This window comes from Pseudomonas sp. GD03842, from assembly GCF_029841165.1.
Taxonomy (GTDB): domain Bacteria; phylum Pseudomonadota; class Gammaproteobacteria; order Pseudomonadales; family Pseudomonadaceae; genus Aquipseudomonas.
Genome location: NZ_JAOCEA010000002.1, coordinates 402,423 through 420,184, shown reverse-complemented (window position 1 = coordinate 420,184; position 17,762 = coordinate 402,423). Strand labels below are relative to the sequence as shown.

Annotated in this window: 17 protein-coding genes; 7 read left to right on the top strand and 10 right to left on the bottom strand. The window is 61.5% G+C overall.

Features of this window, described 5'->3' with window-relative positions; all coding sequences use genetic code 11:
• Positions 1–7: 7 nt before the first annotated feature.
• Positions 8–643 carry a cupin domain-containing protein gene (locus tag N5D61_RS04420; protein ID WP_279891021.1) on the bottom strand — a complete coding sequence of 212 codons (636 nt, stop codon included), beginning with the start codon at positions 641–643 and terminating at the stop codon, positions 8–10.
• A 313-nt stretch (positions 644–956) separates the two neighbouring features.
• Here N5D61_RS04420 and N5D61_RS04415 point away from each other — a divergent pair, with 313 nt between their 5' ends.
• Positions 957–2,021, top strand: a complete 1,065-nt coding sequence (locus N5D61_RS04415; RefSeq protein WP_279891020.1) for an ABC transporter substrate-binding protein — start codon at positions 957–959, stop codon at positions 2,019–2,021.
• A 75-nt stretch (positions 2,022–2,096) separates the two neighbouring features.
• Positions 2,097–3,374, top strand: a complete 1,278-nt coding sequence (locus tag N5D61_RS04410; protein WP_279891018.1) for an aminotransferase class III-fold pyridoxal phosphate-dependent enzyme — start codon at positions 2,097–2,099, stop codon at positions 3,372–3,374.
• Positions 3,375–3,476: 102 nt separating this feature from the next.
• On the opposite strand, the gene N5D61_RS04405 is transcribed toward N5D61_RS04410, so the two are convergent.
• Together N5D61_RS04405 and N5D61_RS04400 are read right to left on the bottom strand one after the other, a co-directional pair.
• Positions 3,477–4,946: an MFS transporter gene (locus N5D61_RS04405; RefSeq protein ID WP_279891017.1), complete on the bottom strand. Its 1,470-nt coding sequence runs from the start codon at positions 4,944–4,946 to the stop codon at positions 3,477–3,479.
• Between the two features lie 74 nt (positions 4,947–5,020).
• Positions 5,021–6,190: an aspartate aminotransferase family protein gene (locus N5D61_RS04400; RefSeq protein ID WP_279891015.1), complete on the bottom strand. Its 1,170-nt coding sequence runs from the start codon at positions 6,188–6,190 to the stop codon at positions 5,021–5,023.
• A gap of 97 nt (positions 6,191–6,287) precedes the next feature.
• Here N5D61_RS04400 and N5D61_RS04395 point away from each other — a divergent pair, with 97 nt between their 5' ends.
• Positions 6,288–7,190, top strand: coding sequence for a LysR family transcriptional regulator (locus N5D61_RS04395; protein WP_279891014.1), 903 nt, complete (start codon positions 6,288–6,290; stop codon positions 7,188–7,190).
• Positions 7,191–7,252: 62 nt separating this feature from the next.
• Here the strand turns inward: N5D61_RS04395 and N5D61_RS04390 are convergent, their stop codons facing one another.
• The gene (locus tag N5D61_RS04390) at positions 7,253–7,723 is read right to left on the bottom strand and encodes a RidA family protein (protein ID WP_279891013.1); all 471 of its coding nucleotides are present in this window, start codon (positions 7,721–7,723) and stop codon (positions 7,253–7,255) included.
• A gap of 201 nt (positions 7,724–7,924) precedes the next feature.
• Between N5D61_RS04390 and N5D61_RS04385 the strand changes: the two genes are divergently transcribed.
• Together N5D61_RS04385 and N5D61_RS04380 are read left to right on the top strand one after the other, a co-directional pair.
• Positions 7,925–8,941: a zinc-dependent alcohol dehydrogenase family protein gene (locus N5D61_RS04385; RefSeq protein ID WP_279891012.1), complete on the top strand. Its 1,017-nt coding sequence runs from the start codon at positions 7,925–7,927 to the stop codon at positions 8,939–8,941.
• Positions 8,942–9,205: 264 nt separating this feature from the next.
• The gene (locus N5D61_RS04380) at positions 9,206–10,141 is read left to right on the top strand and encodes a hypothetical protein (protein WP_279891011.1); all 936 of its coding nucleotides are present in this window, start codon (positions 9,206–9,208) and stop codon (positions 10,139–10,141) included.
• Here N5D61_RS04380 and N5D61_RS04375 read toward each other — a convergent pair.
• Positions 10,128–10,445: a hypothetical protein gene (locus tag N5D61_RS04375; RefSeq protein ID WP_108239733.1), complete on the bottom strand. Its 318-nt coding sequence runs from the start codon at positions 10,443–10,445 to the stop codon at positions 10,128–10,130. The two genes, N5D61_RS04380 and N5D61_RS04375, sit on opposite strands and share 14 nt — an antisense overlap.
• A gap of 131 nt (positions 10,446–10,576) precedes the next feature.
• Here N5D61_RS04375 and N5D61_RS04370 point away from each other — a divergent pair, with 131 nt between their 5' ends.
• On the top strand, positions 10,577–10,795 hold the full coding sequence (locus tag N5D61_RS04370) for a glyoxalase superfamily protein (protein ID WP_279891129.1): 219 nt from the start codon (positions 10,577–10,579) through the stop codon (positions 10,793–10,795).
• Positions 10,796–10,838: 43 nt separating this feature from the next.
• Here the strand turns inward: N5D61_RS04370 and N5D61_RS04365 are convergent, their stop codons facing one another.
• From N5D61_RS04365 to leuC, 5 genes are all read right to left on the bottom strand, one after another.
• Entirely contained in the window at positions 10,839–11,852 is a 1,014-nt protein-coding gene (locus tag N5D61_RS04365; RefSeq protein WP_279891010.1) for a GlxA family transcriptional regulator, read from the bottom strand.
• 255 nt (positions 11,853–12,107) lie between these two features.
• On the bottom strand, positions 12,108–13,220 hold the full coding sequence (gene asd, locus N5D61_RS04360; protein WP_108239736.1) for an aspartate-semialdehyde dehydrogenase: 1,113 nt from the start codon (positions 13,218–13,220) through the stop codon (positions 12,108–12,110).
• 111 nt (positions 13,221–13,331) lie between these two features.
• A complete protein-coding gene (leuB, locus tag N5D61_RS04355; RefSeq protein ID WP_108239737.1) occupies positions 13,332–14,414 on the bottom strand; it encodes a 3-isopropylmalate dehydrogenase in 1,083 nt (360 codons plus the stop codon).
• 136 nt (positions 14,415–14,550) lie between these two features.
• A complete protein-coding gene (leuD, locus tag N5D61_RS04350) occupies positions 14,551–15,189 on the bottom strand; it encodes a 3-isopropylmalate dehydratase small subunit (RefSeq protein WP_108239738.1) in 639 nt (212 codons plus the stop codon).
• A gap of 10 nt (positions 15,190–15,199) precedes the next feature.
• Positions 15,200–16,624, bottom strand: a complete 1,425-nt coding sequence (gene leuC / locus N5D61_RS04345) for a 3-isopropylmalate dehydratase large subunit (RefSeq protein ID WP_279891008.1) — start codon at positions 16,622–16,624, stop codon at positions 15,200–15,202.
• 155 nt (positions 16,625–16,779) lie between these two features.
• Between leuC and N5D61_RS04340 the strand changes: the two genes are divergently transcribed.
• Positions 16,780–17,658 (top strand): LysR family transcriptional regulator, encoded by an 879-nt coding sequence (locus N5D61_RS04340; protein WP_108239740.1) that lies wholly within the window; start codon positions 16,780–16,782, stop codon positions 17,656–17,658.
• Positions 17,659–17,762 lie beyond the last annotated feature (104 nt).

The window sequence follows — 17,762 nt, the reverse complement described above, 5'->3', positions numbered from 1 at the left end:
CCGGTTTTCAAAACGTCGGCGGCGAGACCGCGCTGACCACCACGCAGACTTCATCGAACGGGTTGCGCATGCGATGCGGAAGGCGGCTGTCGAAGTAGTAGGCATCGCCTGGGGACAACACGCGCACCTCGTCGCCGACAGTCATTTCCAGCCGGCCTTCGATGACGATGCCGCCCTCCTCGGCCTCATGGGAATACAGTTCTTCCCCTTCCTGCCCGGTGTCGGCACCAGGCTCGTAGCGTTCATGCAGAATCATCATCGAACTGTTGGCCAGGTTCGCGCCGACCTGCCGGTAAGACAGCTTCTTGCCGTCCGCCAGTTCGACCAGATCGCTGGCTTTGTAGAACACTGCGCGGTCGACCACGGCCGAGTCCGAAAAGAACACGCTGAGGGTCACGTTCAACGGTTTGAGCAGGCGCTTGAGAATGCTGACCGAGGGGCTGGACTTGTCCCGCTCGATGATCGACAGGGTGGCGTGCGGCACGCCGGCAAGCTCGGCAAGGCCTCGGATCGACAGGCCCCGGCTCTGACGCAGCGCCTTGAGCCGCTCGCCGACCGACAGCGTCTCCTCTGCTGCGTCCAGATCTTCGACCCGCTCTTCGGGGGCATGGGGGTTGCGGCTGTTCGCCGGTGTTTCTGACACGCTGTTTTCCTCGAATGGGTGCGCCCGTTTGGGTATTTCGCACCCCTTTGCGGCAGCTGGATGACGTCACCGTAACAGGCTGCCGATGGGGGGCGCAGGCGGTGCGACCTTGCCGACCCGCAGGGCTGCGGCGCAGGCGCACTGAATATCGCTGCCCACTATCAAATCACGGACGTGAAAAATCAATCGCTTACCGGCTTATCGGGCGAGTTGGATTTTTTCAGACGCGCAGGAAAATAAAACTTGCTCCGCAGATGGGCGAGTGGTAAATATTTTTACCACCACCCACACTCACTCTGCGTCGAGGTTCCCCATGCACAAGAAGCACAAGCCGTGCCACGCCCTAGCCGCTCTCGCGTTCACCGTCGCCACCCTGGCGGCTGCGCAATCCGCCAGCGCCCGTGACCTGACCATCGTCTCCTGGGGCGGCAACTTCCAGGACGCGCAGCGTGAGATTTACTTCAAGCCGTTTGCCGCCCAGACCGGCAAAAAGGTCCTTGACCAAAGCTGGGATGGCGGCGTCGGCGTACTGGACGCCAAAGTCAAAGTCGGCAACCCCAACTGGGATGTCGTGGAAGTCGAGGCCGAAGACCTCGCGCTGGGGTGCGAGGCGGGCCTGTACGAAAAGATCGACTGGGCCAAGGTCGGCAATAAAGCCGACTTCATTCCCGAGGCGGTCAGCGACTGCGGCGTCGGCAATATCGTGTGGAACACCGGTGTCGCATGGGACGGCGACAAACTGAAAACCGCACCGACCTCATGGGCCGATTTTTTCGACACTCAGAAATTCCCCGGCAAGCGCGGCCTGCGCAAAGGGCCTAAATACGCGCTGGAATTCGCCCTGCTCGCCGACGGCGTCAAACCGGCGGATGTCTACAAGGTGCTGCGCACCCCTGAAGGCGTGGACCGTGCCTTCAACAAACTGGGCAGCATCAAGTCGAGCATCGTCTGGTGGGAAGCGGGCGCTCAGCCCTTGCAGATGCTCTCCGCCGGTGACGTGGTGATGAGCTCGGCGTACAACGGCCGGATCAGCGGTTTCAACCGCAACGAAGGCAAGCACTTCAAGTTTCTCTGGAACGGCAGCGTATCGGCGATCGACTCTTGGACCGTCCTCAAAGGGAGCGAGAACAAAGCCGCCGCGATGGATTTCATCGCCTTCGCCAGTCAGCCTGAAAACCTGTCCAAGCTGCCCAAATTCATTGCCTATGGCCTGCCCAATACCAAAGCCAATGCCTTCGTGCCCGCCGAGCTGAAGGCCGAATTGCCGACCACGCCGGAAAACCTCGCCGAGTCCCTGCCGCTGGACGTCGATTTCTGGGTCGACAACAGCGAGTCGTTGAACCAGCGTTTCAACGCATGGATCGCCTCGAAACAATAAGCGCCCAGCGCTCGATGCCACTTGGGCCGACAGGCTCGAGTGGCACCTTTTACTGCCCTGACACCGAGGTCAAGCATGACGAATCTAGTGGGCGACGTCTCCAGCGCCGCCCGTATCCTGCCTGAACTGAACGGCGAAAAGCTGTTTATCCGCAATGGCAAAGGCGCTTATCTGTGGGATGACCGGGGGCGTCGCTACATCGATACCGCGCTGGGTTTCGGCGCTGTGTTACTGGGCCACGCCAATGACGCCGTCAACGCCCAGGTGGCTCAAGCCCTGGCCGATAGCGCCTCGCCGTCCTGGGCACACGTTCGCGAGCACGGCGCTGCAACGGCGTTGGCTCGCCACACCGGCGCGTTGACCAAAGTGATGTTCACCAACTCCGGCAGCGAGGCGGTGCACCTCGCCTGCCGCGCAGCCCGAGCCTACACCGGCCGCCGCAAGATCGCCAAAATGGCCGCCGGGTTCGACGGCTGGTTCGATGATGTCAGTTTCGGCAACGTCACCAGCGCCGAAGCGGGTTTCCAGGACGGTGCGCGTCCGTCCACCGAACGCACGACCCTGATTCGTTTCAACGATTTCGCCGACATCGAACGGCTGTTCACTGAGGACCCTGACGTCGCAGCGGTACTCCTTGAACCGATGCTGGCCAACGCCGGTTGCATCATGCCCCTGCCCGGCTATCTCCAGCACGTTCAGGACGTCGCTCACCGGCACGGCGCCTTGGTGATCTGTGATGAAGTCCTGATGGGTTTTCGCCTGTTCCCCGGGCTGGCCGGCTTGCGTGAAGGGCTGGACCCGGACCTGGCCAGCGTCGGCAAGGCCATTGGCAACGGCGTGCCTGTCTCCGCAGTGGTGGGTAAACCCCATGTTCTCGCGGGGTTCGAGGAGGGACGTGTCACCCGCGGGGGAACCTTCAGCGGCAATCCGCTGGCCTGCGCGGCGGTGACCAGCACCCTGGCGCAGCTCGACAGTCAAGATTACGCAGGACTCATCCAGCGTGGTGATACGCTGCGTGACGCCCTCGAAAACCGCTTCGCGGCGCAAGGCATCCACGTGGTCACCAGCGGCTACGGCAACGTCTTTGGCATCTGGCCGGGCGCCGGTGCGCCGACCGCCGGTGCGCCGGCCGCCGGTGCCCCCTCCACGTACCAACAGGCCTCGTCCATCGCCGATCCTGCGTTCAGCTCGGCCCTGCACCTGGCGCTGCGGGAGGCCGGCGTGCTGGTGATGCCGTCGCCGTACGGACGCCTCTACCTCTCGTTCGAGCACGACGATGACGTCATCGAAGAAATGATCGCGGCGTTCGACACAGCGGCCCGGCGCATGAGCGCCCGATTCGCTACACGTTAGCGCCCCGGCCCGTCGGTAGCGGGCCGATGCATTGACTGTTGCGGGACGGCCTCAGCGTGATGTCCTTCCCGCTACCAAGACAGCGATACCCCGCGACAGCGCTCAATCGTCGGCTTGAGACAACGGCCTGGCGACCTGCTCCAGCGATTTACGCTCAGCGGCGACGCCCCAGACCGCCTGCACCCCTGACGCCAACAGCATCAACGCTGCACCGATGAGGTAGCCAATGAACACCGGACCTCGCTGGTGGCTGTCGATCAGTTCGCCGAGAAGTGTCGGTCCGATAATGCCGCCCAACGCCGTTCCAAAGGCGTAGAACACCGCGATCGCCAAGGCCCGGATTTCAAGCGGAAAGGTTTCCGCCACGGTCAGGTAAGCGGAACTGGCGGCCGCGGAGGCGAAGAAAAAGATGATCATCCAAGCGATCGCCTGCTGCGTGACGCTCAAAACGCCCTGTTCGAACAGGTAACCGCTGATGCTCAACAACACCGCCGAAACGGCATAGGTCAGGCTGATCATCACACGTCGCCCTACCACGTCGAACAACCGACCCAGCAACAGCGGGCCACAGAAATTCCCCAACGCCAGGGGCAGCACGTACCAGCCAATGGCCGCTGAAGGCACCTGATAAAACTCAGTCAGGACCAAGGCATAAGTGAAAAAGATCGCGTTGTAGAAAAACGCCTGGGCGGTCAGCAGGGTCAGGCCAACCAGGGCGCGCTGGCGGTAGCGGTTGAACAATGTGTCGAAGATTTCCCTAAGCGGCGTGTGGTCGCGGGCGTGCAAGCGCAACGTCTTGCCGTCGAACGCTGCCACCTCATGCCCCTGCTCACGAAAACGCGCCTCGATGCCTTCCACGATCCGCCTGGCTTCGTCAGCCTGACCATGAATCAACAACCAGCGCGGGCTTTCCGGCAGCCACAGGCGCATCAACAGAATGATCAGCCCCAGCACGGCGCCGATTCCGAAGCACAGCCGCCAGCCCAGGTCTGCGCCGATCCAGCCCGGGTCGAGCAGCACAATCGACCCCACCGCCCCCAGCGCGGCACCGATCCAGAACGTACCGTTGATGGTCAAGTCGACCCAGCCACGGAAACGAGCGGGGGTGAATTCCTGAATGGTGGAATTGATCGCCGTGTATTCGCCGCCAATGCCCATGCCGGTCAGAAAGCGGAACAGCATGAAGCTCCACAGGCTGAAGGAGAACGCCGTCGCAGCGGTCGCGCTGATGTACAGCGCCAATGTGATGAAGAACAGCTTGCGGCGCCCGAGACGGTCCGTCAGCCAGCCGAAGAACAGCGCCCCCAGCACCGCACCTGCGATGTAGGCGCCGCCAGCCAGGCCGATGTCGGCGTTGGTCAGGCGCAACACAGGGCTTTCCTTGAGCGCCCCGGAAACCGAACCGGCCAACGTGACTTCCAGACCATCGAGCAACCAGGTAATGCCCAGTGCGAACACCAACAGCGTGTGGAAACGGCCCCAAGGCAGGCGATCCAGCCGCGCCGGGAGGTCGGTGTCGAAAGGTTGCCCCTTGGCGGGGCCGGTGTCCGATGGAACGCTCTCGGTAGTCATGTCAGGGGCCCACAGCCGCTCAGTGATCTGTGGGTTGAGAGTCGCCTGGCTTCGCTGGAGTTCAGCGGCGCTGTTCAGTCGAGCGCACTGACCACCCCCCGCACGATCGCCTCGACCTGCGCCGCGTCGATGATCAATGGCGGCAACAGGCGAATGGTCTGGCCGCGCGTGACATTGATCAGCACGCCGTGAGCGCGCGCGGCATGAAGGCACAGGTCGCGAATGGGCCGACTCAACTCCACGCCGATCATCAAGCCCAACCCACGCACCTGCAGCACGTCCGGATGTCCGCTCAACGCTTCGCGCAGGCCCGACAGCAGACGCTCGCCCTGAATGGCGGCGTTGCTCAACAGCCCTTGCTGCTCGACGATATCGAGGACGGTGCAGCCAACCCGGCAGGCCAAGGGATTGCCGCCGAAGGTGCTGCCATGGCTGCCGGGCGTGAACAGACGGCCTACGGCAGCGTTCGCGAGACATGCCCCCATCGGGATGCCGTTGCCCAGCGCCTTGGCCAGGGTAATGACGTCCGGCGCAATCCCCTCGTGTTGAAATGCGAACCACTGGCCGGTGCGGCCAATGCCGGTCTGGATTTCATCGAGCATCATCAGCCAACTGTTCTGACTGCAATGGGCCCGGAGCGCCTTGAGGTAGCCCGGCGGCGGCAGCACCACGCCGCCTTCGCCCTGCACCGGCTCGAGCATCACCGCGACGATGCGCTCACCGTAGGCGTGCGTTGCCCGTTGGATGGCGACGATGTCGCCGAACGGCACCTTGATGAAGTCCCTGGCCATCGGCTGATAACCCAGGCGCGCCGCGCCGTTGTCGCTGGCGGACAACGTGCCCAGGGTGCGGCCATGAAAGGCGTTGTCCATGACCAGCACCAGCGGTTGCTCGATGCCTTTGGCCCAACCATACAGGCGCGCAAGCTTGAGCGCGGTCTCATTGGCCTCCGCCCCGGAGTTGTTGAAAAACACCTGCTCCAGCCCTGACAACTGCGTCAGTTTCCCCGCCAACCGCTGTTGCCAATCGATGCGGTAATGATTGGACGTGTGCAACAGCAGCCCCGCCTGGTCGCTGATGGCCTCGACGATGCGCGGATGGCTGTGACCGACATTGGTCACCGCGACGCCTGCGACGGCGTCCAGGTACTGGCGACCCGTGTCATCCCAGAGACGAGCGCCTTCTCCTCTGACGAAGCTCAAGGGCAGCGGTTTATACGTGTTCATCAGGCAGGCGGCGGTCATTGTCGGAGCTCCAGGTCGGTGTGAAGCTCAGTATCGTTAACCGCTTTTACTGTATAAAGATCGACTTTGTTGAGTGACTTTAAAGCAGAGGTTGATAATGGACGTGTTCCAGGCCATGACCGTATTTGTGAAGGTGGTCGAAAGCGGCAGCATGACGGCGGCGGCGCGTCATTGCGAAATGTCGACGACCATGGCGGGCAACCACCTCAAAGCCCTTGAACAACGCCTCGGGGTCAGCCTGCTGCACCGCACGACCCGTCGACAGAACCTGACGGAATTCGGCGTTCTCTACTACCGACGTTGCGTGGAAGTGCTCGGCCTGGTGAGCGACTCCGAGCGCATGGCCGAGCATGCGCAAACACGGCCCAGTGGCACGCTGCGGCTGACCGCGCCCCCCGCATTCGGGGCCGAACGCCTCTCGCCCATGCTCAGCGCATTCAGCCAGCGCTTTCCGGAATTGAGGATCGAGGTGGTCCTGAGTAATCAGTTGATGGACCTGATCGAACACGGATTCGACGCCGCGATCCGCTTGGGCAAGCCTGATCCCTCGGCACTCATCGCCCGACCGCTCGAGGACTACACCCTCACCGTCTGCGCATCGCGGGAATACCTTGACCGGCGCGGCACCCCAATCACGCCTGAAGACTTGCGGGACCACCACTGCCTGTCCTTCGCCTACCCGGCAGGTGACGAATGGCGCGCCGCCGACAAGCTGTGGATGCTCACCAGCCCTGAAGGAATCATCGAGATCCCGGTATCCGGGCCGATGATCGTCAACAGCTCACCCGCCTTGCGCCAGGCGGCGTTGACCGGCATGGGCATCGCGATGCTCCCGGATGTGTTGATTCGCGGGGACCTGAACGCCGGAACACTGGTCCCGTTGTTGCAGGATTGGCCGCCACCGAGTCGGTCGCTCTGGCTGATGTACCCGCAGGACCGCTACCGTTTGCCCAAAGTCAGGCATTTTGTCGAAAGCGCTCTGGCGGCGTGGGGCAAGTGACAGGGGTTGAGCCTGAGCGGCGAGCCGTTCGCGGTGCCCCATTGGGCATCGTGGCTCCTCGGCTATCCGCCCACCGCAATCAGGTCCATTTCCACGGTTGCGTTCTTCGGCAACTGGAACACCCCCACCGAGCTGCGGGTATGGGCGCCCGCCTCGCCGAACACGAAAAACAACACCTCGGACGCGCCGTCGGCGACTTCGCTCTGCTGGGTGAAACTGTCGGTGCATTGCACGTACAGGGTCATGCGCAAGACCCGTTTGACGTTATCGAGGCTGCCCAGGCTGCGCTGCAATAATGCGATCGCGCGGAGGGCGCTGATCTTCGCCCCCAGTTGCGCCTGCTCCAGGGTCACATCGGCGCCCGCCCTGCCCGTCACCATCACCTGGTCACCCACCCTCGGAATCTGACCGCTGATGTACAGCTGATCGTCATGACGGACCAGCGGGACGTAATTGCCGCCGATCTTGATCTCACCATCGAAGTCGTGACCGACCTGCTCACACGCCTGTTTGAAGCGAACATCACACGACATTGCCAACCCCTGAATGATGGAAAAATCTAACGACCTGGTGCGCGCTCTATGCGCCTGCTCACCGCTCTGCTCCGATCGCGTGCGCGTTCCACAAACCCCAATTGATAGCAGGCATGTCGGGTATCGACAGACAGAAATAGTGCGTAACGCCACGCGCCCTTAAAGTTTTCTCAACCCTAATCAAATGAGTCGAGGTTGAAAATGTCCCGCGCCATCAAATTTCATCGCTTCGGCAAAGCCGATGTGCTCAGTTGCGAGGAGCAGCCTGACCGGTTACCCGGCCCGCAGGAAGTGCTGGTTCGTGCAGAAGCCCTCGGCGTGAGCTGGGACGATGTGTTGTGGCGTCAGAATCTCGCCCTGGCCCCGGTGCAATTGCCCGCCGGTATCGGCAGTGAAATGGCCGGTATCGTCGAGGCCATCGGACCGGGCATCACCGATCTGCAGGTGGGCGACAGGGTGGCCAGCTTCAAGGCCATGAGCGCCAACGACTATCCCGTGTGTGGCGATCACGTCATCGTGCCGCGTAACGCCCTGACCCGTTACCCCGACGTCCTGACCCCCGTAGAGGCCAGCGTGCACTACACGCCGATGTTGCTGGCGTACTTTGCCCTCGTTGACCTGGCAGGCGTTCAGACTGGCCAGACCGTGCTGGTGACCGATGCGGCCTACAGCCCCGGCATTGCCTTCGTTCAGTTAGGCAAGGCGTTGGGCCTGCATGTCATCGCCGCCGCGCAACATGCCGAAGATCGCGAATACCTGTTGGCCAACGGCGCCGAGCGCGTCATCGTCACCGACGAGGACGACATCGGCCTGCGTATCCAGGCATTGACCAAAGGCCAGGGCATCGAGGCGGTGTTCGATGGCTTCGGCGGTCGCCAACTGTCGCTGCTGGGCGATGTACTTGCCCCCCGCGGCAGCTTGGTGCTGTATGGCTTGCGCGGTGGCAACACCACGCCGTTCCCGGCGATGCAAGCGTTCAGAAAGAACATGCGTTTCTTCGTGCATTGCCTTGAGAACTTCACCGGCAAACCGGAACTGGGCATCGAGCAGAACGCCGCAGCGATGGCACGCGCGCTGGAGGTGATCAACGATCTGACGATCAAAGGCCTGCTCAAGCCGGACATTCATCGAACCTGGCCCTTCGAACAGTTCGGTAAGGCGCACAACCATCTGGATGACGAACCGGTGCGGGGCCGCGTCGTGCTGCGGGTGCGCTGAGTTCGCCTGAGGCGCGATTGCAACGAGAGTTGTCAGCGGCAGTAGGACACCGGTGATCCACAACGTTCTCGACGCTGGCGGAAAACGGAGCTAGGACCGCACCCTGCCTGTTTTCGCTGAACACACCTCGCAACGGTTCACCGGCCGGAACCCCATTGCTTGGTTCTGGCGAACACGCAAACCTGTCCATGGGTATCACGAGCAGCGCTTCGCTGTGCCGCGTAACGCTCATCATTCATCAATTCAACGTCAAGGATCGACGCCATGAGCCAGACTCTACAAAACCACCCACCCATCCACATGAAATGGATGGCCGAAACGCCCGAACTGCAACACCTGCGGATCGACGAACTGATCCTGCCGGGCACACACAACTCCGGCAGCGACAAACAATCCCCTAACCTGGGCTTGCCTCAGGAGATCGCTCAGGATGTGTCACCTCACGAACAGCTTCGCCATGGGATCCGCGTACTGGATCTGCGCGTCGCGTTCTACAAGAACCAGCCGGCCGACAGCCCCCGGCGTTTTCAGCTCTATCACCTGACCTCGTCCGGCAGAACGGTGGCCGTCGACATCGTGCAAAAGGTCAAAGCGTTCTTTCAGGAACTGGAAAGCCAGGGCGCCCCTGCGCAGGAAATCGTCATCCTGGATTTTCATCAGTTCGACGGTTTTACCGATGAAGCGCACGCAGAACTTCAGGGCCTGCTGTTCGACGAGATGGAACAGCGCTTGATCTCCTACCAGTTGAGTGACCTGACGCTGAGCAGTTTCTGGGCGGACTATCCGGGTCGCAACGTCGTCATCGCCTACAACCACAGCAGCGTCCGTGATGAGTTCTGGGACGGCGTACTTCAGCGCTGGCCCGGGGAGAACCTGTTCAACACCAATACCCTGAAAGCCTTTATCGACAGCGTCGCCCAAGAGGAAAAAACACCTTGTCGCCTCACCGCCGTGCAATGCGCCAAATACTCGCTGCCCTTTCACGCAGCCACTGACCTGTCACACAAGGTCGATCAGTGGTTTGCGTCAGTGGACGAGTGGAGCTATATCCAGAACTTTTACATCATCAATACCGATTGGTCGCTGCGCCACAGCTTGATCGCGCAATGCCAACACGCCAATCGCATCCGTGGGCAGCGCGCGCTCACTCACCCCCAGGAGCCGCTGCAGCCTGCGTTGCGTCATCTCAACAACGGGTAATCAACCCCTGACGGGCGATGCGTGTGAGGTGGCGGATCACCGCATCAGCCCTGTCCGCCGAGGGCGCCTGAACCACGGCCAGATCGAACTGATCGTTGTTGAAGCGCTCCAGTGACTCATCTGCCGCGATGAACTGAATCAGAAAGGCATGGGGGCCGTGCTGGCGGCGAGGTCGACCGTCCAGATAACGCAGCAGCGTCGGCTGATGGGATCCGGCCAGAAGGATTTTCGGATTGCGACGATTGAACGGACTGGTCAGTGGGACCAGACGAATCAGGGGGCGTGGGCTGGACGTGTTGCTCATGGTGCTGGGTTCTCCGCCTCAGTGTTCCGCTGGGCAGCGGTGAGAGGCAACACCGAACCAGCGCTTTAGCGGTATTTCGGTGACGAATGCTCGACATCCGGCGCCCCGCAAGTAGCTGTTTAAATCGGCGCATGAGCGGCATCCTAGAGAAGCGGCACGGGGATTGTCAATTGTCGGAACACGGCGTTTTCGTGCCGGTGACGCAGATCGAAGCCCTGTGCGAAGAACTCAACGCAAAGCGCTATAAACATGCCCGCCCCGGCATTCAGGAACAGGGCTGGGGCAAGGTCATGGAAGTGGCCGATCCGTTTGGCAACCGGCTGCGGTTTTGCGAGTTGTCCCTGAACTGAGCGATCCGCCCGGTTTGGCTGACGCGGTAGCAGCGCGAACACCTCACTTCACCAACCGCTTCTCCTTCGACGGTCGATACCCGAAATACGAGCTGTAGCACTTACTGAAGTGACTCGGCGAAACGAATCCACAGGCCACCAGCACCTCAACCTGGGACAGTTCGGTGTGCTGCAACAGACGTCTGGCTTCGGTAATCCGCAGTTCCAGGTAATACCGCTGCGGCGTGGTGCCGAGTTGTTCTTTGAACAATCGCTCGATCTGCCGCCGCGAACGTCCGGCGTACAGCGCCAACTGCTCCATCTCCAGCGGCTCTTCCAGGTTGGCGTCCATCAATTTGACGACTTCCTTGAGCGGCGCGCTGACCGAGAGGTGACGGCTGGGTTTGATCCGGCGATAGCGGGACTCTTCGAAAGACAAGATATCTTCGATACCTTCCACCAACGCCTTGTCGTGCAGACCCTTGATCCACTCCAGCGCCATATGGAACGCGCCTGACGGGCTGGATGCGGTCAGCCGATCCCGGTCGACCACGAACGGCTCACTGGTCACATGGGTGATTTTCGACAGCTCAGCCAGCGCCGGGCGGTGTTCAGGGTGAATGGCGCACCGATAGCCTTCCAATAATCCGGCCATGCCGAGAAACCAGGCGCCGTTCCACAGCCCGGCCAGCGCAATGCCCAGATCGGCCGCGGTGGTGAGCAATGTCGTCAGTGCTTCGTGAGTGTTCAGTTCGGTGCGATAGCCGCCGCAAATGACCAGCAGATCGAGGGCTTTGAGGTCTGGCAATTCCAGCTTCGCGTCAGGCCGGATGACCAGCCCCAGATCGCTGACGACTTCGCCTTCGTGCAAACCAAAGGTGCGCGAGGTGAACAGCCTGGGCCGCAGCAGATTGGCCGTGACGAGGGTGTCCAGTACTTGGGTGAAGGCCGGCAGGGAAAAGTGTTCAAGCAACAGAAACCCGGTCCGGGTCGTTGCACTGGGTGTGTTCTTGTTATCGTCCAGGTAGCGAAGGTTCTTGCCCTTCATGCCCCCGCTGAACTCGCGTCTTTCGCTCAACGTTCGCCTCGGTCGCTGAAAACGGGCCGGTCCCGGTGCAGGGAGATCGTTGCCCCTCATTCACGGTGTGATTTGTCGGTTGAAGACTACCGGTCAATCGCGTCCGCGGGTAGAGGTCGCCGGAATTCGAGCGAGTGGCCCGGGAAGCCCCGCAAAAATGCAACACCCTGCGAACGCGTAGCCCTCGCAGGGTGTGGGGGAATCGTCCCATCGACCGCCCTCAAGGCGGCTTTCAGGGTTGGCGACCGCTGGGAATCAACGTTCCAGCAAAATCCGCAGCATGCGACGCAGTGGCTCGGCAGCGCCCCACAGCAGTTGGTCACCCACGGTGAACGCGCCCAGGTACTGCGAACCCATGTTCAGCTTGCGCAGGCGTCCGACGGGAATGTTCAGGGTGCCGGTCACGGAGGTCGGACTCAGTTCGTGAATGCTCGCCTCACGGTTGTTCGGCACCAGCTTCACCCACGGGTTGTGCTGGCTGATCAGGCCTTCGATGTCGGCAATAGGCACATCCTTGTTCAGCTTGATGGTCAGTGCCTGGCTATGGCAACGCATGGCGCCAATGCGCACACAGATGCCGTCGACCGGGATCGGACTCTTGAAGCGACCGAGGATCTTGTTGGTCTCGGCCTGGCCTTTCCATTCTTCGCGGCTTTGACCGTTCGGCAGTTCCTTGTCGATCCAAGGGATCAGACTGCCTGCCAGGGGCACACCGAAGTTTTCGGTCGGGAAGCTGTCGCTGCGCATGGCCTCAGCCACCTTGCGGTCGATGTCCAGAATGGCGCTGGCAGGGTTGGCCAGATCGTCCGCGACCGAGGCGTTGATGGCGCCCATCTGCTTGATCAGCTCGCGCATGTTTTGCGCACCGGCGCCCGACGCTGCCTGGTAGGTCATGGCATTCATCCACTCCACCAGACCGGCTTCGAACAGACCGCCCAGCCCCATCAGCATCAGGCTGACAGTGCAGTTGCCGCCGATGAAATTCTTGGTGCCGGCGTCCAGTTGCTGGTCGATGACCTTGCGGTTGACCGGATCGAGCACGATCACGGCGCTGTCGTCCATGCGCAGGGACGAGGCGGCGTCGATCCAGTAACCCTGCCAGCCTGCTTCACGCAGTTTCGGAAACACTTCGCTGGTGTAGTCGCCGCCCTGGCAGGTCAGCACCACGTCAAGGGTCTTGAGCTCGTCGATGCTGTAGGCATCCTTCAACGGCGCAATGTCCTTGCCCACCGACGGACCCTGTCCGCCGACGTTGGAGGTGGTGAAAAAAACCGGCTCAATGAGATCGAAATCCTGCTCTTCCAGCATGCGCTGCATGAGCACGGAACCAACCATACCGCGCCAACCGACCAGACCTACACGTTTCATCGCAACTACACCTTAATTAAAAGTGGGGCCACTGTGGCGGGGAGAAGCGACGCATCCGCATGGCATCCGCATGCGTTTTCGCATCCACATTGCAGCAGTGGGCCCGAGATATTACAGATTGCGCAGCGCGGCGACTACGGCGTCGCCCATTTCTTGCGTACCGACCTTCGCATGGCCTTCGGACCAGATGTCGCCCGTACGCAGGCCTTGATCCAGCACCTGGCTGACCGCTTGCTCGATGGCATCCGCGGCCACGTGCTGGTTGAAGCTGTAACGCAGCATCATCGACACCGACAGGATAGTCGCCAGCGGGTTGGCCACGCCTTTGCCCGCGATGTCCGGCGCAGAACCGTGACACGGTTCGTACATGCCCTTGTTGTTCGAATCCAGCGACGCGGAAGGCAGCATGCCAATGGAGCCGGTGAGCATCGAGGCTTCGTCGGACAGGATGTCGCCGAACATGTTGTCGGTCACCATCACGTCGAATTGCTTGGGTGCACGGACCAGTTGCATGGCAGCGTTGTCCACGTACATGTGGCTCAACTCGACGTCCGGGTAATCCTTGGCCACCTGCTCGACCACTTCGCGCCACAGTTGGCTGGAAGCCAGTACGTTGGCCTTGTCGACGGAGCACAGCTTCTTGCCGCGTACGCGGGCCATGTCGAAGCCCACGCGGGCAATGCGACGGATCTCGCTCTCACTGTAGGGCAGCGTGTCATAGGCCTGACGTTCGCCATTCTCCAGTTCGCGGGTCCCACGCGGTGCGCCGAAATAGATTCCGCCCGTCAGCTCGCGGACGATAAGGATGTCCAGACCGGCGACGATTTCCGGCTTCAGGCTGGAGGCCTCGGCCAGTTGCGGGTACAGGATCGCCGGGCGCAGGTTGGCGAACAAGCCCAGTTGCGAACGGATTTTCAGCAGGCCCCGCTCCGGGCGGATGTCACGCTCGATGGTGTCCCATTTCGGACCGCCCACCGCCCCGAGCAGCACGGCATCGGCGGCACGGGCGCGGTCCAGCGTTTCGTCGGCCAGCGGCACGCCGTGCTTGTCGATGGCCGCGCCACCGATGACGTCGTGGCTCAATTCGAACCCCAGTTGATACTTCTGGTTGGCCAGCTCCAGCACCTTGACCGCTTCGGTCATGATTTCAGGGCCAATGCCGTCACCTGGAAGAATCAGAATCTGCTTGCTCATAACACCCTCATTTCAAAATGGCGGTCGGCCTCTGGAGCGAGGCCGACTCGAAAGCTGCACGTTTGAAGCGACAAGCTGCGAGACCCGCAGCGCCGCGTATAACTTGCCGCTTGTGGCTTGACGTTAAAGCCGCGGTTCAGCGGAAGAGCCAAGGCTGTGCCGCGCGGTGCTTGCTCTCGAACGCGGCAATGGCATCGCCATCGACCAGGGTCAGACCGATGTCGTCCAGGCCATTGAGCAGGCAGTGCTTGCGGAATGCATCGATTTCGAAGCGATACACGTTGCCATTTTCTGCGGTCACGGTCTGGGCCTGCAGGTCAATGCTCAGCTGATAGCCTTCTTTGGCTTCCACGGCCTTGAACAGCTCATCGACTTCCGCTTCGGTCAGGATGATCGGCAACAGGCCGTTCTTGAAGCTGTTATTGAAGAAGATGTCGGCATAGCTCGGCGCGATGATGCTACGGAAACCATACTCCTCCAGCGCCCATGGCGCGTGCTCGCGGCTCGAACCGCAGCCGAAGTTTTCACGGGCCAGCAGCACGCTGGCGCCCTGGTACCGCGCATGATTGAGCACGAATTCCGGATTCAGCGGGCGCTTGGAGTTGTCCTGATACGGCTGGCCCACATCCAGATAACGCCACTCGTCGAACAGGTTCGGACCGAAACCGGTGCGGCGAATGGATTTCAAAAACTGCTTTGGAATGATCTGATCGGTGTCGACGTTGGCACGGTCCAGCGGAGCGACCAGGCCGGTGTGTTGGGTAAAGGCTTTCATGCTGGACTCCTCAATGCTGGCTCAGGGTGCGAACGTCGACGAAACGGCCGTTCACCGCCGCTGCCGCCGCCATTGCCGGGCTGACCAGGTGGGTACGTCCGCCCGCCCCTTGCCGGCCCTCGAAGTTACGGTTGGAGGTGGATGCGCAATGCTCGCCACTTTCCAGCCGGTCCGGGTTCATCGCCAGGCACATGGAGCATCCAGGCTCGCGCCATTCGAAACCCGCCTCGATAAACACCTTGTCCAGCCCTTCCTGTTCGGCTTGCGCCTTCACCAGACCCGAGCCTGGCACGACGATCGCCTGCTTGATGGTTGCGGCGACCTTGCGACCTTTGGCGATTTGCGCCGCTGCGCGCAGGTCTTCGATGCGCGAGTTGGTGCAGGAGCCGATGAACACGCGATCCAGTTGAATGTCGGTGATCGCCTGATTGGCCTTCAGGCCCATATATTTCAGGGCGCGCTCGATGGAACCCCGCTTGACCAGATCGGTTTCCTGCGCCGGATCGGGAACGTTCTGGTCCACGGCGAGCACCATTTCCGGGGACGTGCCCCAGCTTACCTGCGGCTTGATCTGCGCGGCGTCGAGCTCGACGACGGTATCGAACACGGCATCGGCGTCGGACACCAGGTCCTTCCACGCCTCGACGGCGGCGTCCCACTGCTCGGCGGTAGGCGCGAAAGGACGCCCCTTAACATAGGCAATGGTCTTTTCATCGGTGGCTACCAATCCGACCCGCGCACCGGCTTCAATGGACATGTTGCAGATGGTCATGCGGCCTTCGACGGACAGGTCACGAATCGCGCTGCCTGCGAACTCGATGGCGTGGCCGTTGCCGCCCGCGGTGCCGATCTTGCCGATGATGGCCAGCACGATGTCCTTGGCCGTCACGCCGAACGGCAATTTGCCTTCGACCTTCACCAGCATGTTCTTCATCTTCTTGGCCACCAGGCACTGGGTAGCCAGCACATGCTCGACTTCGGAGGTGCCGATACCGTGCGCCAGCGCGCCGAACGCGCCGTGGGTCGAGGTGTGGGAGTCGCCACAGACCACGGTCATGCCTGGCAGGGTGGCGCCCTGCTCCGGGCCGATCACGTGGACGATGCCCTGACGCACGTCATTCATCTTGAATTCGGTGATGCCGTACTCATCGCAGTTGTCATCCAGCGTCTTGACCTGCAGACGCGAAACCTGGTCCGCAATGGCCTCGACGCCGCCCTTGCGGTCGGGTGTGGTGGGCACGTTATGGTCGACGGTCGCAACGTTGGCGTCGATCCGCCAGGGTTTGCGCCCGGCCAGGCGCAGGCCCTCGAAAGCCTGTGGGGAGGTCACTTCATGGATGATGTGACGGTCGATGTAGAGCAGCGCCGAGCCATCGTCGCGCTGCTTGACCAAATGCGAATCCCAAAGCTTGTCGTAGAGCGTTTTGCCAGCCATCAGACGGTTTCCTCATCAGCTTGTTTCTATGCCCCAGGCATGGGTGTCACGGCGACACCTTAAAACCCTTCGGCTTGTGGGGGAGATGCTAGGGAATATGCTTAAATAACTCAAATTCATATTTTTCATGCTTTGGATAACCGATAGGAATTCGAATGGACCTGGCCAATCTCAATGCCTTTATCGCCATCGCCGAAACGGGCAGCTTTTCCGCTGCGGGCGAGCACCTGCACCTGACGCAACCGGCGATCAGTAAGCGTATTGCGGGCCTGGAACAGCAGCTCAACGTCCGGCTGTTCGACCGACTGGGTCGGGAAGTCAGCTTGACCGAGGCGGGACGCGCATTGCTGCCCCGTGCCTATCAAATACTGAATGTCCTGGACGATACACGCCGGGCGCTGACCAATCTGACGGGAGAGGTCACCGGACGGCTGAGCCTCGCCACCAGCCACCACATCGGTCTGCATCGGCTCCCTCCTTTGTTGAGGGCCTTTACTCGGACCTATCCCGATGTCGCGCTGGACATCGAGTTCCTTGACTCGGAGGTCGCCTACGAGGAGATCCTTCACGGCCGCGCCGAGTTGGCGGTGATCACCCTCGCCCCAGAGCCCCACTCGCTGATCAAGGCGGTGCCGGTATGGGATGACCCTCTGGACTTCGTCGCCGCCCCTGAACACCCACTGGCGACGACCCCTGATGTGAGCCTGGCGGACATCGCTGGGTACCCCGCCGTATTCCCGGGGGGCAACACCTTTACCCATCACATTGTCAGCGGGCTGTGCGAGGCGCAGGGACTCAAACCCAACATCGCCATGAGCACCAACTACATGGAAACGATCAAGATGATGGTCTCCATCGGTCTGGCATGGAGTGTGCTGCCCAGAACCATGCTCGATGAACAGGTGGCGCGCATTCCGCTGCCCGGCATCCAGCTGCGGCGCCAGCTAGGCTACATTGTTCACACCGAACGCACGCTGTCGAACGCCGCAAGGGCCTTCATGGCGCTGCTCGATGCTCAGGCGGCCGAGGCCTGAGGGTGACGCTCATGGATCGACATACTGGCTTTATTCCTTCAAGGCTCGTGATCACATGCCCACTAACGCTGACAGCTCGCTGTACCCGCTCACCGGCCTGGCGC

Bases quoted from the DNA above. Each gene is read 5' to 3' on its own strand.
- N5D61_RS04415 (WP_279891020.1), top strand. From the start codon at position 957: ATGCACAAGAAGCACAAGCCGTGCCACGCCCTAGCCGCTCTCGCGTTC.
- N5D61_RS04410 (WP_279891018.1), top strand. From the start codon at position 2,097: ATGACGAATCTAGTGGGCGACGTCTCCAGCGCCGCCCGTATCCTGCCT.
- N5D61_RS04405 (WP_279891017.1), bottom strand. From the start codon at position 4,946: ATGACTACCGAGAGCGTTCCATCGGACACCGGCCCCGCCAAGGGGCAA.
- N5D61_RS04400 (WP_279891015.1), bottom strand. From the start codon at position 6,190: ATGACCGCCGCCTGCCTGATGAACACGTATAAACCGCTGCCCTTGAGC.
- N5D61_RS04395 (WP_279891014.1), top strand. From the start codon at position 6,288: ATGGACGTGTTCCAGGCCATGACCGTATTTGTGAAGGTGGTCGAAAGC.
- N5D61_RS04390 (WP_279891013.1), bottom strand. From the start codon at position 7,723: ATGTCGTGTGATGTTCGCTTCAAACAGGCGTGTGAGCAGGTCGGTCAC.
- N5D61_RS04385 (WP_279891012.1), top strand. From the start codon at position 7,925: ATGTCCCGCGCCATCAAATTTCATCGCTTCGGCAAAGCCGATGTGCTC.
- N5D61_RS04380 (WP_279891011.1), top strand. From the start codon at position 9,206: ATGAGCCAGACTCTACAAAACCACCCACCCATCCACATGAAATGGATG.
- N5D61_RS04375 (WP_108239733.1), bottom strand. From the start codon at position 10,445: ATGAGCAACACGTCCAGCCCACGCCCCCTGATTCGTCTGGTCCCACTG.
- N5D61_RS04370 (WP_279891129.1), top strand. From the start codon at position 10,577: ATGAGCGGCATCCTAGAGAAGCGGCACGGGGATTGTCAATTGTCGGAA.
- asd (WP_108239736.1), bottom strand. From the start codon at position 13,220: ATGAAACGTGTAGGTCTGGTCGGTTGGCGCGGTATGGTTGGTTCCGTG.
- leuB (WP_108239737.1), bottom strand. From the start codon at position 14,414: ATGAGCAAGCAGATTCTGATTCTTCCAGGTGACGGCATTGGCCCTGAA.
- leuD (WP_108239738.1), bottom strand. From the start codon at position 15,189: ATGAAAGCCTTTACCCAACACACCGGCCTGGTCGCTCCGCTGGACCGT.
- leuC (WP_279891008.1), bottom strand. From the start codon at position 16,624: ATGGCTGGCAAAACGCTCTACGACAAGCTTTGGGATTCGCATTTGGTC.
- N5D61_RS04340 (WP_108239740.1), top strand. From the start codon at position 16,780: ATGGACCTGGCCAATCTCAATGCCTTTATCGCCATCGCCGAAACGGGC.